We start from the raw sequence: 16,465 nt of genomic DNA on the forward strand, positions 1-16,465 counted from the left end.
TGCTAAGATGAAAAATATATAAGAAATTCACTGGAAGTCTGTTTAGCTGAACCAGTCAGAGGTATATGAATTTGTACATTATAGCTGACGACGAAAACTTACTTCACTGTAGAGGAGTCTGTAACCTATGGCAAAAGAAATAATGGTGAGTATTGAGTGCAACAGTTATAATCATGAAGATTATATAGCCGAGGCATTGGACAGCATGCTGATGCAGAAAACGGATTTTGCCTATGAAATCCTGGTTCATGACGATGCATCCACTGACCGGACAGCAGAAATCATCAGAAGCTATGAACGGAAGTATCCGGATGTCGTCAAACCGATCTACCAGACGGAAAATCAGTATTCAAAAGATATCCCTTTTGAATTGTTCAATGGTGAACGTGCGTTAGGGAAGTATACTGCGGTTTGTGAAGGTGATGATTACTGGACCGATCCGGAAAAACTGCAGAAGCAAGTGGACTATATGGAGGCGCATCCCGAATGCAGCATGTGCGTACATGCTGCAGAAAAGGTCTCTGCTGTAACTAAGAAAACAGTCGCTGCTATTCGGCCGAGCCATAAGGATAAAATCTATTCCGTAGAAGAAGTGATCGAAGGGGGAGGGGAACTGTTCGCCACCAATTCGATCATGTATTCCCGCGAAAAAATTCCCAAGATGCCGGAGTTTTACCTGAATGCCACAATCGGCGACTATCCACTGGTCATCTGTGGAGCACTGAACGGGACGGTTTATTACATGGACCGAAATATGGCTGCATACCGGGTGGAAGTCAAAGGCTCCTGGACGGATATGCAGCTCACTGACATCTCCGCGAAGCAAAAACACCTACAGGATGTCGCAACCTTGCTCGATGAAATAAATGTCTTCACTCATTTCAAATACGATAAGGTCATCAATCGGACCAAAAAACGGGATCGCTTTTACATTCTATTGAAGCAGCTGAGGATAAAGGAAACCTTGAAAAAAGGCTACCGGCAGTTCTACATGAAACCTGAATTCTACAAGCGGATCTTCAAACGGATCACCATTTGAAGAACTTGTGAGCGCACTCTCGTGACTTTAGTCGTGAGTTAGCGAATGCTCTTTTTTGATTTTTTGCTCTGCATACGTTCCACTACATGTAGAGGTGAACGAGATGACAAAAGCTACTAAAGGTAGGGGTTATGTCTACTCTTTACATTATCACATCGTATGGTGTGTTAAATACCGGAATGCCGTCTTAATCGGCGACGTCGAACGCGACACCAAAGAGGTTCTTCGGGAGATTGCGGATGAACAAAAAATTGAAATTCTCTCACTCGAAACAGATAAAGACCCTGTTCATATGCTTATCAGTTGTACGCCACAACAGACGAACAAATCAACTGGAAATGAGGGGAAACCGCATGCTGAAAGCCTATAGCTATCGGCTGTATCCAACGGCGTCGCAACAAACGTATTTTGCGAAAACGTTCGGCAGCGTGCGGTTTCTCTACAACCAGATGCTGGCTGACCGGAAAGACCATTACGAAAAATACAAGCACGACCCGCAACTGTTGCGGTCAATTAAGCCACGTATGTACACATCGTTCAAACAGGACTTCCCGTGGCTGAAAGAAATCGACAATCTGGCGCTGGCCAATGCGAAACTCAATTTAGACGCGGCGTACCAGAAGTTCTTCAAACAAGGCGCGAACTTCCCGGTGTATAAATCCAAACATCGGTCAAAAGCCAGTTACAAAACAAACAATCAAAAAGGGTCGATTCGAATCGAAGGCAAACGCATCAAATTGCCCAAAATCGGATTCGTCAAATTCACGCAGCACCGGAAGTTTACGGGCACCATCAAGTCCTGTACGGTGCGCATGAAACCCAGCGGTCATTATTATATTTCCGTGCTTGTCGAGCAAGACGACCTGTTGTGGATTCCGGCTCCGCATAAAATCGGCATCGATTTAGGGCTAACCGACTTCGCGATCACCACAAACGATGCGGGGATTTCAGAAAAAATAGCCAACCCCCGGCATCTGCAAAAAGCGGAAAAGAAATTAAAACGCGCCCAGCAACGGTTGTCGCGCAAACAACGTGGCAGCAAAAACCGGGACAAGGCGCGAGTGGTCGTTGCAAAAAAACACGAAAAGATTGCCAATCAGCGCAAAGACTTTCTGCATAAGTTGTCTCACCGGATCGTTCACGAAAACCAAGTGATCGCCATCGAGACGCTTTCCAGCAAAAACCTGATGCGGAATCGCCGGTTGGCCAAAGCCATTGCGAGTGTCAGTTGGTCTGAATTCACGCGCCAGCTCGCATACAAGGCGTTGTGGCTGGGGCGTACGCTGATTAAAGCCGACAGATGGTACCCATCCAGCCAAATCTGTTCGGCCTGTGGGGATAGAGGTTCCAGGAAACCCCTGGCGATTCGTTCGTGGACATGTACACTTTGTGGAACACACCATGACCGGGACATCAATGCCAGTCAGAATTTATTGGCACTGGCGTTATAAGATTCAAGTAGGAGGCGGGAACCGTCTTTTGAGCCTACCGTAATCATTTCCGCTGCATGCGCTGCTCGTTACAACAGACGCAGGCAAGGACGATGTTTGTAGGAAGCTCGCGGCTTTAGTCGTGAGTAGTTCACAAGACCTTATTGTGGATTTAGAATATCAATCGAATAAAGAGGAGTTGGAGTGAGTTGAATCCATCTCCTCTTTTTTGCGTGTCTGGAGATCAACAAAATTGATCTATAGGAGTTGAACTAAAAGATCATCATCAATAAGCCGCGCCGGCGCTAGAGAAATCTCTAACGATATAGAGCAAACCAATGGAGACTCCATCCCTATCCATAGCGCAGCTTTAAAAATCATGCTCCTCGCAAGCTGCGGCTAATGTCTTCGGAGCTGTTTTTCGGAATATCGGCTGCTGTAGTTATTTTAGTTCAACTCCTATAAGTAAGCCTGAGGATTCTCACTCATATGGTTCTTCCGGAAAATAGGAAGGATATACCAATTAAATAAAGAATCCTACTCAAAAAAAGATGCTTGATAATTGGAGGATTTCCGAATTGAAAAAAAGAGTGGAATAATTTGCATAATAAATATAAAAAAATAATCTAAATTATCTGTTATTTATGACTTATGGTATGTTAGAATGTAAATCAAGAGATATAAATAAGCATAAAGTAGTGTATCTGAAATGGAGGTTAGGAAATTTAGAGTAAAACGGATGTCATTTACCTATTTTAGATGATTATTTAATGATTGAATTGAACTTTCTGAACATTTAGGTAATTCGTGTAGTCAATTTGGATTAAAGTTTTTTTGTTAGGAGCCGGCAGATGAAACAGGGAAATTCATTGAAGAAAAAGACAATCAGCGGTCTGCTATGGAGTTTCGGGGACATGATGGGCAACCAGGGGATCCAGTTCATCATTCAGATCATCTTGGCAAGGCTCCTGTTGCCCGAAGATTTTGGAGTTATCGGAATGATCCTGGTGTTTGTTGCTCTTTCAAATTCATTGGTCGACAGTGGTTTCACGCAAGCGCTGATTCGGGACCAAAAAGCGGATCAAACTGATTATTCAACTGTGTTCTATTTCAACCTGGTAGTGTCCGTTTTCATTTATGGCGTGCTGTTCTTGTCGGCGCCGTCCATCAGCGCCTTTTTTGAAGAGGATCAATTAACGGCTCTTGTCAGGGTGTTGGCACTCGGCGTCATCATCAATGCGTTCTCGATTATTCCGAGGGCGATGTTCACCAAGGAAGTGGATTTCAAAGTTCAGGCGAAAGTCAATATGGCGGCAAGTATCGTGTCGGGGATTGTTGCGGTGGCAATGGCGCTTTTGGGCTTTGGCGTATGGAGCCTGGCCGTCCGCATGCTGGCATTGAATGGGGTTCAGGCGATCCTGCTGGTTTTCTATAGAAGATGGCTGCCTTCCCTGGTTTTCAGTACAGCGTCGTTCAAGCGTTTGTTCGGATTCGGCTGGAAGCTGCTGGTCTCGGGATTGATCGATACGGCCTATGACAATATCTATTACGTGATCATCGGAAAGCAATATTCGGCGACCTCCCTGGGTTATTACACGAATGCTGCAAAATTCAGCGATGTGGCGACACAGACATTGACGGCGACGATCCAGCGGGTGACGTACCCGGTGTTGAGTGAAATCCAGGACCAGGAAGAGCGGCTGAAGCAAAGCTTCAAGAAAGTCATCAAACTCTCAGGGTTTCTGATTTTCCCGATCATGATCGGTGTCGCAGCAGTAGCAGAACCGCTGATTCTCCTGATCTTCGGTGAAAAATGGGCAACGATGATTCCTTATTTCCAGCTCTTGTGCATTGCTGGCATGCTGTATCCGATCCATGCACTGAATTTGAACATCCTCCAGGTAAAGGGGCGTTCAGATCTATTCCTCTACCTGGAGATCATCAAGACAATCATACCGACGATATTGATCCTGGCCGTCATTTGGATGGACTGGGGAATCACCATTTTAGTGATCACGATTGTCCTGGATTCGTATATTTCCCTCTTCATCAATATTTATTTTTCAGGGCGGGAGATTTCGTACGGAGTCAAAGAGCAGGTGTTGGATCTTCTGCCGATTTATGCGATTTCAGTCGGAATGGGGGCTGTGGTTTACGGCGTCGGCAAGCTCCTGCCTTTTTCTGAGCTGTTGACGCTGATCCTGCAGATCGGCCTGGGCATCGTGCTCTATATCCTCATTTGCAAACTGTTGAAAATCAAGGAATTTGATACCGTCTACGATTTGCTGGTACCGATGATAAAAAAGATAAAACCCGCTAAGACGGGTTGATTCGCGGAAAACAGTTCTATATCTTGGGAGGGAATGTAATGGCTAAAGCTTTTGAACAACCGATCTATGTCACGCGTCCTTTGTTGCCGGACATTACGGCTGTCACGGAACGCATGGAAAAAGTGTGGAACAGCAAGCAGTTGACGAATTTTGGAGCGCAGCATGACGAATTAAGCGGGCAACTCAAAGACTATTTGGAAGTCGATCATATCTCTATGTTCTCCAACGGAACGATGGCTCTGCTGCTGGGCTTGAAAGCCTTGAAGCTGACCGGTGAAGTCATCACGACGCCGTTTACATTTCCCGCTACTGTCCAGGCACTTGATTGGAATAATTTGACGCCGGTATTTTGTGACATCGATCCTGTGACCTTTAATATCGATGCCGACAAGATCGAAGCATTGATCACCGAAAAGACCAGTGCCATTCTGGGTGTCCATGTATTCGGCAATCCATGCGATGTGAAAAGGATCCAGGCGATTGCAGATAAGCATGGGCTGAAAGTGATTTATGACGCGGCTCATGCTTTCGGATCCAAGATAAACGGCGTGCCCGTCAGCAGCTTTGGCGATCTGACGATGTTCAGTTTTCATGCGACCAAGCTGTTCAATACGATAGAAGGCGGGGCGTTGACTTATAGCGACCCGGCACTCGACAAACAACTGAACCTGTTGAAGAATTTCGGGATCGCCAATAGCGAAAGTGTGGTGCTGTCCGGTTTGAACGCCAAGCTGAATGAGGTCCAGGCGGGAGTCGGGCTGGAAGTTCTGAAGGTAGTAGGGGAAGAACGCAGAAAGCGCCACGCCGTCAAAAAAGCCTACGAAGAAAATTTAGCGGATATTGACGGCATCCGGATTTTGACAACGCTTGCGGATGAATCCAGCAGCTATCAGTATTTTGTCATTGAAATCAATGAAGCAGTGTTCGGGCAGTCGAGAGACACTGTTCATCAGGAACTCCAGAAATACAATATCTTCGCCAGAAAGTATTTCTATCCTTTATGCAGTGATTTTGAATGGTACAGCGAACTGCCGTCAGCGCGTCCTGAAAATCTGCCGCATGCGAAACGGGCTGTCCAGCAAGTATTGGCGATGCCTTATTACGGAGACCTGCCAACGGCTTCCGTTGAAGCAATCTGCGGAATCATCCGGGAGCTGCATGTAACTCAGAAGAGTCTATCTCAAATTTAAGAAATGAGGGATTTATAATGAAGGGTATTATTTTAGCTGGTGGAACGGGGACGCGCCTTTACCCGCTGACCAAATCGATTTCAAAACAAATGCTGCCTGTCTACGATAAGCCGATGATCTATTATCCGCTGTCGGTCCTGATGCTTGCAGGCATCAAAGAAATTCTCATCATTTCGACGCCAAGAGACATTTCGGGATTTTTGAGCCTGCTGGGCAACGGCCAAAAACTCGGCATCAAACTGGAATATGCCATCCAGGAAGAACCAAACGGATTGGCTGAAGCCTTTACGATCGGGGAGAGTTTTATCGGCGACTCGCCTGTCGCGCTGGTGCTCGGCGACAATGTCTTTTACGGATCGGATTTCGGGAGCCGGCTGCAGGAATCGGCGGAACTGACAAAAGGCAGCATCATTTTCGGCTGTCATGTGGCAGATCCGAGAGCGTATGGTGTCGTGGAAGTGGATGATGAAATGAATGTCCTTTCCATTGAAGAAAAACCGGAGCAACCGAAATCCTCTTATGCAATTCCAGGCCTTTATTTCTTCGATAATAAAGTCGTTGAAATCGCCAAAGGGGTGGCTCCTTCTGCGCGGGGGGAAAAAGAGATCACTTCCGTCGTCGATGAATACATGAAGCGGGGCGAGCTGCAGGTGAATATTATGGGGCGTGGACTGGCGTGGCTGGATACCGGAACCCACGAAGCTTTGTTGGAAGCATCCAATTTTGTGGAAGCCATTCAAAAAAGACAAGGCCTGTACGTCGCCTGCCTGGAAGAAATCGCTTTCCGGAAAGGCTATATTAGCCAAGCCCAATTGATCGAGCTGGCACAGTCTTTGAAAAAGACGGATTATGGCCAATATCTGCTGGACATCGCTTCTGAAAAAACCTTATTACACAATAAATCATAAAAGGGGCGCCCCGATGGAAAAACTACTTGTAACTGGCGGAGCGGGATTTATTGGAGGGAATTTTGTCCAATACATGGCCGAAAAATATCCGCATTACCATATTTATAACTTGGATCTGCTGACATATGCAGGCGACCTGACGAAACACCGGAAGATTGAAAACAAGGAGAATTACAGCTTTGTCCATATCGACATCGCCGACCGGCAGGCGGTCAACAAATTGTTTGAGCAGGTGGATTTCGATTATGTCGTCCATTTTGCAGCTGAAAGCCATGTGGACCGGTCGATTACGGATCCAGAGATTTTTATCCGGACGAACGTACTGGGGACACAGGTGTTGTTGGACGCTGCCAAACGGGCGAAGATCAAGAAATTCGTCCACGTCTCAACCGATGAAGTCTACGGGGAGCTGAGTTTCGATCCGGCAACCTTCTTTACGGAAGAAACGCCGCTGCAGCCGAACAGCCCTTATAGCGCAAGTAAAGCATCCTCGGATCTTTTGGTCCGGGCCTATTACGAAACTTACGGCTTGCCGGTCAATATCACACGGTGCTCCAATAACTACGGGCCTTATCATTTTCCGGAAAAGCTGATTCCGTTGACGATTTCGCGGGTGCTGAACGACCAGAAGGTGCCGGTCTACGGCGATGGAAAAAACGTCCGTGACTGGCTGCATGTGCTGGACCATTGTTCAGCAATCGATCTGGTCATGCACAGCGGAAAGGACGGCGAAGTCTACAATATCGGCGGCCATAACGAGAAGACCAATTTAAAAGTGGTGAGAACCATCATCCAAGCTTTGGGCAAAACGGAAGACTTGATCGAGTTTGTTGAAGATCGCCTGGGGCATGATAAACGGTATGCTATCGATCCGACAAAAATCGAAGGGTTGGGCTGGCGACCGGTCTATGATTTCGAAACCGGAATCGCCCAGACAGTCGACTGGTTTCTGGAAAACAAAGACTGGTGGGAACAGATCATCAGCGGCGAATACCAACAGTATTTCGACAAGCAATACGCGCAAAAATAGGGGAGTGTGTCCTGTTTTGTATGCCGGTGGACAAGGGGGAATTAGTATGAGAGCAAATGGATTGGCAATCAGTGAATATATAAGGGCTTTATATCCTGAAAACCAAACAGTGAAAATATTGGAATACAATGCTGAAACCAGTACGTTGAAAAAACAGCTGGCAGCGTTCGGCTACAGCAATTTCCTCGGAATCTGTACCAGTGTGCCAGATGGCAGCCAGGATTCCGAATTGTATTACGCGAATGAAAAAACATTGACCTATAAAAACAATGCGGAAGTGCTGGTCATCAATAAAGCAGATTTCATGGATCTGAAAAATGCTTTCCATTCTTCAGCGGATCTGATCCTGTTCATTCCGTCTAAAATCGTCGATCGTGCCAGCTTTTTGCCTCTTTGGGCATATAAGCTGGCACGCAAGAAAAAATGGGATTTCCGATTTGAAACCTTTTCCGACAGTTCCGGAAAAGTGCAGACCGGCATCGTCTTCAAGCGGGGGCACCAAAAAGAAAAGGCGGCTCGGCAATACCTGTCGCCTGAGCTTGGGCTCCAAAACTTTTTTGGGCTTCTCAATGAACGGAAACTCGATTATGTGATTTTGCGCTGGTTTGATGAACTGCCTTTTCTGGATCTCGGCGAAGACGTGGATCTGTTGATCTCAGATGACCATATCGAAAAGGTCCGGGAGCTATTGAATGAAAAGGTAGGCATCCTGCCGTTTGATATTTACAGCGTGGGCGGCCTGCCGGGCAGCAATTTCAAGAATATCGCCTACTATCCGCCGTATATTGCTGAAACGATATTGGACCAACGGGAATTGTGGAACAGTAAATATTTTGTTCCATCCAAACGCCATCATTTTCTCAGTCTGATGTACCACGCGGTTTACCACAAAGGGGAGAAATCCGGCATTCCGGCAAAATCAGGCGGCGGCGTCAAGAAGATTCCACAAGACCATGATTATCCCGGCATCCTCCAGCAGTTGGCCAGTGAAACCGGTACGGCACTCGAAGAAATCAGCCTGGAATCGTTCCATCACGTTTTGGAAGAGGAAGGGTGGGCGCCTTCGACGGATACCATCCGGAAACTGATCGGCGTCAGCGGCAATTGGCTCGAGTCCATCATCAAATCGAGTGAGCATAATTTTGAAAAAGACGGGGAATTGATGGTTTTTGTCGTCCGGGAATGGGCGGAAGAACGGCAGTTGACCCCTAGGATCATTGACTGGTTTGAACGCAACGGGCTTTGTCTCATCCGGGCAGTCCCGCTTGATGAAGAACAGAAGCGAAACGCTGCCCAAAGCATGCGGGGCGGCAATTGGGGGCAGGGGCCGTGGCCGGTGAGCGGCGGCAAGCCGTCCACTTTGCTGGTCATGTATGATTACCATCCCAAACCGCTGGCGGCAAAAATGAAAAAAAAATACCCGCATGTCTCGAATGAACATTATCTGCTGAAAGAGCAGCTGCGCTCGGAGATCAATTTCTCTTTATCGAAAGAAGAACGCGCCAATCCGCTGCATAGTGCAGACGACCAAATTGAGGCCTTGGATTACATCTCTGCAGTCGCTCCAGACCTTATCGGGGAGATCAAAACCATTGTCACAGACTGGGACAGAGCGTACCGGACGCCTGAAAGGGTCATTGCGGATGTATCGGAGAAAAAACGGCGAGCCAAAGTTGAAGTCATTGAATACCAAGGGACAAAAGCGGTGAAGAAAACCTATAAAGCCGGCAAGGAACGGTTTTTGGAGCGTGAGAAATTCGTTTACGGAGAGTTGAGCAAGGAATGTAAATTTATTCCCCGGCTGATCGACAGCGGAGAGAATTACATCATTGTGCCGTACCTGAAGACCCATAAAGTGACGGAAAGTTGGCACATCAAAAAGCAGATCCTGAAACGCAAGCATAAACAGGAAATTTTCACCATCAATGAATTTTTCTATAACAAAGGGTATGCGCTGATCGATTTCCATCCAGGGAATATCCTGCTGACATCGGAAGGGCTGAAGGTCATCGATTTCGAGTTCCTGTATCAATACGAGGAACGGCCGTCAACTGTCCGCGAATCGTTTGACCTGAATGGATTTCCGGAAGACTTTCCAGAAGACAGGCCTTACGGGATCTTTCCAAAGCAGCGCAGGAACATGTGGAGAAAGATTTTATATTAATTAAACCTGATTAGAGGAATGGCCTATGGCATCTTTGAAAAACCAAGCGGTGAGCAGCGTTAAGCTCACGTCAATATCAATGCTCGTGACCAGCATCCTGCAAATCGGCCAGCTGCTGATTTTGGGCCGGGTGCTGGGGCCGGCTGTCTTCGGCCTGATCGCGATGGTGCAGATTGTCATCCAGTTTTCGCAATTGTTCCTGGAAATGGGGATCACGGACGCCATTATCCAAAAAGAGAAGATCACCAAGCTAGAGCTGTCCAGCCTGTACTGGTTTTCGATTTTTGTCGGGGTGGTGCTGTTCTTTATTCTTTTGGCGGCGGCTCCGGTGATTGCGCTGTTGTTTGATGAAGCCAGTCTGACGCCGATGATCCAAGTGGTCGGCATCAGCTTTCTGATCTTGCCGTTCGGTCTGCAGTTCCAGACGCTCGCCACTAAAAAACTGGAATTCGCCCAAATCACCAAAAATGAAATTATGGCGACGGCAATCGGTGTCTTGCTGACCATTTACCTGGCTGCCTTCACGGGTCTCGGTGCCTGGTCGCTGGTCTATGGACATATCGTCATGTCGCTGTTCAGAAGCGTTCCATGGGTGATCGGCGGGTACCGGAACCCGGAAACCAGGCCGCAGCTCGTTTTCTCCTGGGGAGCCATCAAAGGATTCGTGTCTTTCGGCATGTACCGCCTTGGCTCCACGAGCATCAATTATTTCACCACGAAAATCGATCAGGTGATCGTCGGAATCACGTTGGGGTCCGTGGCACTCGGCTATTACAGCATGGCCATGAACCTGATTATGCAGCCGGTCCAAAAACTGAATTCCATGATCAACCGGGTGGCGTTTCCAGTATTCTCGAAAATCCAGCTGGACAGCGCCAAATTGCGCAGGGCTTATCTGCTGATAACCAATATGCTGACCAGCTTTAACGCGCCGCTGCTCGCGGGAGTGATTGTACTGGCTCCTTATGCTGTACCGCTTTTGCTGGGTGCGGATTGGTCGGAGAGCATCATCATCATCCAAATCCTTTGCCTTTATGGCTTGTTCAAGGCATTGGGAAATCCGAGCGGCAGCCTGTTTATTGCTGTCGGGAAAGTGAGATGGAGTTTTTATTGGCAATTGGTTCAACTGGCCATCATTCCAGTCGTCGTTTTTCTTGCCAGCTTATCGGGTGAAATCGTCGTCGTGGCACTGGCGGTCGGCCTGTTGAGGTTGGCGCTGTTCTATGTCAGCTATTTTGTGCGGATTCGCCATATCATTGGCGACAGCTTAGGCGAATTGACGATGTCGATCGCCAAGCCGATGGTCCACTCAGCGATCATGCTGGCTCCTTTATTTATCATCAATACTCAGTTAACGGGAGTTGGGCCGGTCGGCATCATTATTATCGATACAATCATCGGAGGGGTGATCTATGCGGGACTGATGCTTCTGAACCAGCGCGAACTGGTAACGGAAATGAAGGGTTTTCTTCAAAAAAGAACAGCGGTTAAAGAAGGGTGAGGAACGATGCAAAAGCAGTGTTCCTTCAACTCTCCAGCTTAGGAGGGTTGCCGCCTGCCGTTAGGATCGAATTTCTCATTAGTGATGGCGAACTGGAATTTATTAAACTTACCCACTTAAATTATATAAAAAATCAAATAATCAAAATAATCTGTAATATTTAGACTATTGTATGTTAGAATGGGAAAATAAAATCATTTAGTAAGCATATAGTCTTGGGTATAAGGGTGATTATTGGTTTTATACTTCTCTTGTTTACACATTTGTGTAAAAAAAGACACCAGCATCCATGGCAGAAGCTGAAAAAAAGGTGGGGTACTTATGAATTTAGACTCGAAAATTTACGTAGCTGGACATCGGGGCCTTGTAGGTTCTGCGATTATAAGGAATTTACAGGCCAATGGCTATACCAATCTTGTATTCCGGACCAGTCAAGAGCTGGATCTGACAAGGGGTGACCAGGTCTACTCATTCTTTCGGGAAGAACGGCCGGAATATGTTTTTCTGGCAGCAGCCAAAGTCGGTGGGATTGTGGCGAATAACGATTATCCGGCAGATTTCATCCGGGATAATTTATTGATCCAGACAAATGTCATTGATGCCGCCTACCGGAACGATGCTAAAAAACTGTTGTTTCTCGGCAGTACGTGCATCTATCCGAAGCTGGCTGCGCAGCCGATGAGAGAGGATTCGTTATTGACCGGAGAACTTGAACCGACAAATGAACCTTATGCTATCGCTAAAATTGCGGGCATCAAGATGTGCCAGTCCTACAACCGGCAATACGGCACGAATTTCATTTCCATTATGCCGACCAATCTGTATGGTCCGCATGACAATTTCGATTTAAATAGCTCGCATGTTTTGCCGGCATTGATCCGGAAATTCCATGAAGCCAAATTGAACGGTTCGCCGACAGTTGAAGTATGGGGGACGGGTACACCAAAACGGGAATTCCTTTATTCCGATGATTTGGCAGATGCAGCAATTTATCTGATGAACACATACAGTGGCAACGAGTTGGTGAATATCGGCATGGGTAAAGATATCTCCATAAAAGAGCTGGCAGAAAAAATCGGGAAAACGATCGGTTATGAGGGTGAAATCGTCTTTAATACCTCAAAACCAGATGGTGCACCTCGGAAGTTGGTGGATATCAGCCGGCTGACAAGCCTCGGGTGGGAAGCAAAAACCCCGTTGGATGATGGCTTGGAAATGGCTTATGAATGGTTTTTGGAACATATCGGAAAAAATACAATGTTGACGAATTGAGGAGGAAAACCATGAAAAAGGCATTGATTACAGGAGTCAACGGACAGGATGGTTCGTTTCTATCGGATTTCTTATTGGAGAAAGGCTATGAAGTGCACGGCATCATTCGCCGGAGCTCAAGCTTCAATACCGGGCGCATTGAGCATTTGTATATTGAAGAATTAAAGTCGAGTGAGAATTTTTATATCCATTATGGGGATATGACCGATACCTCTAATATCATCCGGCTGATCAGTGAAATCAAACCGGATGAAATCTATAATCTGGCGGCGATGTCTCATGTGAAGGTGTCGTTCGAGACTCCTGAATATACGGCGGATGTTGATGGCATCGGGACTTTGCGCATTCTGGAAGCGGTCCGCATCCTGGGGCTGGAGAAAAAGACGCGCATTTACCAGGCTTCGACTTCTGAATTGTACGGCAAAGTCCAGGAGGTGCCGCAAAGGGAAACGACGCCATTTTATCCGCGTTCTCCATATGGCGTAGCGAAATTATATGGCTATTGGATCACCAAAAACTACCGTGAGTCCTATGATATGTTTGCGGTCAACGGCATCCTGTTCAACCATGAATCAGAACGCCGCGGCGAAACCTTCGTTACACGCAAAATCACAATGGCGGTCGCGCGCATCGCTAACGGCAAACAGGATAAAATTCTTTTGGGCAATCTGGATGCTAAGCGGGACTGGGGGTATGCCAAAGATTACGTAGAGTGCATGTGGTTGATCTTGCAGCACGAAACGCCGGAAGATTTTGTCATTGCCACCGGGGAAATGCATACCGTCCGCGAATTTGCGACACTGGCCTTCAAATATGCCGGGGTTGAAGTGGAATGGCAGGGTGAAGGAATTGACGAAAAAGGTGTTGACGTGAAAACGGGTAGAGTTGTCGTCGAAGTAAATCCGGAATATTTCCGCTTGGCAGAGGTCGAGCTGCTCTTGGGCGATCCGTCAAAAGCCAAAAATCTGCTTGGATGGAATCCGACTTCTACATCGTTTGAGGAACTTGTTGAAATCATGGTCACGCACGACTGCAATTTATTGAAGGAAGAAAAGGCTGCCATCATAGAGCGTTAATTACGGCAGGTTTGTTATCGGGTTGGGGGGGAATTTAATGGTGACTTTAAATGATAAAGTAAGTGTCATTATTCCGACGCATAATCGTTCGGAGCTGCTGAAAAAAGCGGTGAAAAGCTTGAAAAACCAAAGCCATCAGAACTTCGAAATCATCATCATCGATGATTTTTCAACAGATGATACGGCGGAAGTGGTGAGCCAGATGAAGGATGACCGGATCATCTTCCTCAAGCACGATACCAATAAAGGTGGATCGGAAGCCAGAAACACCGGCATCAAAAGGGCTACGGGGAGATTTATCGGCTTTTTGGATTCGGATGATCAATGGCTTCCGGATAAATTGGAAAAACAATTAAAGCTGTTTGAAAATCAGCCGGATGTGGGCGTGATCTATACGGGTGTGCAGGTAGTCAATGAAAACAATCAGCCTACCCGAAAAATAGTCCCGGAATACAGGGGGGACATATTGCCGAAGCTGTTCGAGTCCAATTGCATCGATACGACGTCATCTGTATTAATTAAAAAAGAAGTGTTGGATCAGGTAGAGGGTTTTGATTCCGGGTTGCCGAGTTGTCAGGATTGGGATTTATACATAAGACTGGCGCAGGTGACGAAATTCGATTTTGTCAAAGAAAGCATGGTGCTGTTTTATCACCATAGCGGTGAGCGCATCACCACCAATAAAAAATCGGTGCTTAACGGCCATCTGAGCATTTTTGAAAAGTACAAAGGGCTGGCTGTAAAGCAACGGAAATCAACGTTCCACCGTTTTATCCTTACGATTTGGAAAGTCATTTTCCGGACTGGGATTATCGGCCAAAACAAAGAGACAATCCGTCTGTCCAGAAAAATTCTCGGAGAAGGCTTCAAAGGCAATCGGTTGTCCTTGAAGTTTCTCTTCTATTATCTCTCCACATTTTTGCATATGAAGATCTTATTTTATCTCTATGCGCAATCCAAAAAAAACAACAGGAAATCCCACCTGTTATCTGTGACTACGCCTTCCTGAAAAGGGAAGGCAGCAGATTGGCAAGCGTTGCTTGTTGGGGAAGGAAATCATGAATAAAGGAATGAGACGATGGAAAAGCATATTGAGGCCGATGATCGATTTGAAAAAGTCCTGTTCATCATCGTCAACCTATTAACTGGGATTTCAGTAATTTATTATTTACTTCGCGCAGGCCAGGTTTTCAATACCGAAGATCCATGGAACCTATTCATTTTAATTGTCTTTTCCTTCAAATTCATTATGGACATGTATATCTTCAAGGTGGGATTTGCCTCTTTTTCATTGGTGCTGTTGTTTTTGCCGGTTGTCAGTATATTGGGCTTCGGTCCGATTGGAGAAGTGCAGCCCTTGTTCAATGACCGCACACATTTGATTGAAAAGCATTTTTATACCCTGGCATTCGGCGCTTTGTTTTTCTATTACATCTGGTCAATTCTTCTTTGGGTGACCAATAAAACCTACCGCAATTACGATGCCAAAATTCTGGCGTTTTATTCAGGAACGGTTCACAGTTTATTGGCGACCTGGTTTTTCAGTTCCTTGGCTATTGTCTCTGCCATCATCTATTTGCCGGATCTTCCAGGAAAATCCTATCATGACCTGTCGCCGAGCCTGTTGCCTGGAAACGCCTGGAACTCGGTTGTCGTCATTTCTTATTTCTTTGTCCTGATGGGAGTCAAAAACAGTGCGATCCGAAAATTCGCGCTCGTATTTGTGCCTTTTTGGCTCCTGTCCCATTATGCCAGAGTCGATATTTTAGGTCTGCTGCTGATTTTGTATCTGCTTTTGACAGCCACCAAAGGAGCGGGTGCCATCAAGTCGAAATTCTCATTAAAAAATGTGGCGTTGATTGCCGGAGGGTTGTTGGTCTTTTCCTATTTGGGGTTAGTCCGGCATACGGGTCTGATTTTCGATGTGGGAGCCATTTGGGACTCCGTATCCATTCTCATCAACTATCCGACTGTTCAGGATCTTGTTTATTCCACAGCAGCTGCGATTGAAGTGACGCACACGTACGGCAATTATTACACGCTCATCGATTATATTCCGCAGCTGATTCCCTCTTTCTTTGGGATTGAAGCACAGAGTCCGCAGGCGGCCCATCTTGTCGCTTCGCTCATCCATACCAATTATGGGTTGTTCGTCTATGGTGAATACTATTTGAACTTCGAGATCATCGGGTTGGTAGTGGCTCCGTTTGTGACCTATGCGGTTCTATTCGTCCCTGCTTTCCTATTGAAGAAGTTCTTCGGCAATTTTGGGATGGCGCTTGGTTATTATTGGATCGTTCTGACCGTCGCCAGGGTGTTCTGGTACGGCTATATCTACTATATTAAGCCGCTGATCATCATCATGCCGATTTTTATCATCCTCTACCTGGTCATTGCGTCATTCGAAAAAGAGTTGGTGGACAAGCCGGCGTTGAAATCAACTGATCCCCATTAATGGAGGGCAGTTCATATAAGAAGTTGCTCCTTGGCCGGAAAAGTTCTTGGGCAAGATGTCAGATTAATGA

13 protein-coding genes are annotated in these 16,465 nt (G+C 46.5%); all 13 read left to right on the plus strand.

Annotated elements, in window-relative coordinates; translation table 11 throughout:
• The first annotated feature begins 127 nt into the window (after positions 1-127).
• The 13 genes from AC1MEO_RS18225 to AC1MEO_RS18285 all read left to right on the plus strand — a co-directional run bounded on the left by AC1MEO_RS18225 (position 128) and on the right by AC1MEO_RS18285 (position 16,395).
• Positions 128-1,039, plus strand: a complete 912-nt coding sequence (locus tag AC1MEO_RS18225) for a glycosyltransferase family 2 protein (protein WP_480333141.1) — start codon at positions 128-130, stop codon at positions 1,037-1,039.
• Between the two features lie 103 nt (positions 1,040-1,142).
• Positions 1,143-1,409 carry an IS200/IS605 family transposase gene (gene tnpA, locus AC1MEO_RS18230; protein WP_480331836.1) on the plus strand — a complete coding sequence of 89 codons (267 nt, stop codon included), beginning with the start codon at positions 1,143-1,145 and terminating at the stop codon, positions 1,407-1,409.
• Complete coding sequence (gene tnpB, locus AC1MEO_RS18235) at positions 1,393-2,490, plus strand: IS200/IS605 family element RNA-guided endonuclease TnpB (protein ID WP_480333143.1); 1,098 nt, start codon at positions 1,393-1,395, stop codon at positions 2,488-2,490. Before tnpA ends, tnpB begins: the two co-directional genes overlap by 17 nt.
• 830 nt (positions 2,491-3,320) lie before the next feature.
• On the plus strand, positions 3,321-4,799 hold the full coding sequence (locus tag AC1MEO_RS18240; RefSeq protein WP_480333145.1) for a lipopolysaccharide biosynthesis protein: 1,479 nt from the start codon (positions 3,321-3,323) through the stop codon (positions 4,797-4,799).
• Between the two features lie 38 nt (positions 4,800-4,837).
• On the plus strand, positions 4,838-5,989 hold the full coding sequence (locus AC1MEO_RS18245; protein WP_480333147.1) for a DegT/DnrJ/EryC1/StrS family aminotransferase: 1,152 nt from the start codon (positions 4,838-4,840) through the stop codon (positions 5,987-5,989).
• A gap of 17 nt (positions 5,990-6,006) precedes the next feature.
• Positions 6,007-6,897, plus strand: a complete 891-nt coding sequence (rfbA, locus tag AC1MEO_RS18250; RefSeq protein WP_480333149.1) for a glucose-1-phosphate thymidylyltransferase RfbA — start codon at positions 6,007-6,009, stop codon at positions 6,895-6,897.
• 13 nt (positions 6,898-6,910) lie between these two features.
• Positions 6,911-7,927, plus strand: a complete 1,017-nt coding sequence (gene rfbB / locus AC1MEO_RS18255; protein WP_480333151.1) for a dTDP-glucose 4,6-dehydratase — start codon at positions 6,911-6,913, stop codon at positions 7,925-7,927.
• Positions 7,928-7,973: 46 nt separating this feature from the next.
• A complete protein-coding gene (locus tag AC1MEO_RS18260; protein ID WP_480333153.1) occupies positions 7,974-10,091 on the plus strand; it encodes a protein kinase family protein in 2,118 nt (705 codons plus the stop codon).
• Between the two features lie 25 nt (positions 10,092-10,116).
• On the plus strand, positions 10,117-11,592 hold the full coding sequence (locus tag AC1MEO_RS18265; protein WP_480333155.1) for an MOP flippase family protein: 1,476 nt from the start codon (positions 10,117-10,119) through the stop codon (positions 11,590-11,592).
• A gap of 321 nt (positions 11,593-11,913) precedes the next feature.
• Positions 11,914-12,864, plus strand: a complete 951-nt coding sequence (gene fcl / locus AC1MEO_RS18270; RefSeq protein ID WP_480333157.1) for a GDP-L-fucose synthase — start codon at positions 11,914-11,916, stop codon at positions 12,862-12,864.
• A gap of 11 nt (positions 12,865-12,875) precedes the next feature.
• Positions 12,876-13,940 (plus strand): GDP-mannose 4,6-dehydratase, encoded by a 1,065-nt coding sequence (gene gmd, locus AC1MEO_RS18275; RefSeq protein ID WP_480333159.1) that lies wholly within the window; start codon positions 12,876-12,878, stop codon positions 13,938-13,940.
• Between the two features lie 37 nt (positions 13,941-13,977).
• Entirely contained in the window at positions 13,978-14,949 is a 972-nt protein-coding gene (locus AC1MEO_RS18280) for a glycosyltransferase family 2 protein (protein ID WP_480333161.1), read from the plus strand.
• A gap of 69 nt (positions 14,950-15,018) precedes the next feature.
• The gene (locus tag AC1MEO_RS18285; RefSeq protein ID WP_480333163.1) at positions 15,019-16,395 is read left to right on the plus strand and encodes a hypothetical protein; all 1,377 of its coding nucleotides are present in this window, start codon (positions 15,019-15,021) and stop codon (positions 16,393-16,395) included.
• The last annotated feature ends 70 nt before the right edge of the window (positions 16,396-16,465 follow it).

Source organism: Planococcus sp. BI3, assembly GCF_056680115.1.

Excerpts from the sequence above, each read along its gene's own strand:
- AC1MEO_RS18225 (WP_480333141.1), top strand. The coding sequence starts at position 128 with ATGGCAAAAGAAATAATGGTGAGTATTGAGTGCAACAGTTATAATCAT.
- tnpA (WP_480331836.1), top strand. The coding sequence starts at position 1,143 with ATGACAAAAGCTACTAAAGGTAGGGGTTATGTCTACTCTTTACATTAT.
- tnpB (WP_480333143.1), top strand. The coding sequence starts at position 1,393 with ATGCTGAAAGCCTATAGCTATCGGCTGTATCCAACGGCGTCGCAACAA.
- AC1MEO_RS18240 (WP_480333145.1), top strand. The coding sequence starts at position 3,321 with ATGAAACAGGGAAATTCATTGAAGAAAAAGACAATCAGCGGTCTGCTA.
- AC1MEO_RS18245 (WP_480333147.1), top strand. The coding sequence starts at position 4,838 with ATGGCTAAAGCTTTTGAACAACCGATCTATGTCACGCGTCCTTTGTTG.
- rfbA (WP_480333149.1), top strand. The coding sequence starts at position 6,007 with ATGAAGGGTATTATTTTAGCTGGTGGAACGGGGACGCGCCTTTACCCG.
- rfbB (WP_480333151.1), top strand. The coding sequence starts at position 6,911 with ATGGAAAAACTACTTGTAACTGGCGGAGCGGGATTTATTGGAGGGAAT.
- AC1MEO_RS18260 (WP_480333153.1), top strand. The coding sequence starts at position 7,974 with ATGAGAGCAAATGGATTGGCAATCAGTGAATATATAAGGGCTTTATAT.
- AC1MEO_RS18265 (WP_480333155.1), top strand. The coding sequence starts at position 10,117 with ATGGCATCTTTGAAAAACCAAGCGGTGAGCAGCGTTAAGCTCACGTCA.
- fcl (WP_480333157.1), top strand. The coding sequence starts at position 11,914 with ATGAATTTAGACTCGAAAATTTACGTAGCTGGACATCGGGGCCTTGTA.
- gmd (WP_480333159.1), top strand. The coding sequence starts at position 12,876 with ATGAAAAAGGCATTGATTACAGGAGTCAACGGACAGGATGGTTCGTTT.
- AC1MEO_RS18280 (WP_480333161.1), top strand. The coding sequence starts at position 13,978 with ATGGTGACTTTAAATGATAAAGTAAGTGTCATTATTCCGACGCATAAT.
- AC1MEO_RS18285 (WP_480333163.1), top strand. The coding sequence starts at position 15,019 with ATGGAAAAGCATATTGAGGCCGATGATCGATTTGAAAAAGTCCTGTTC.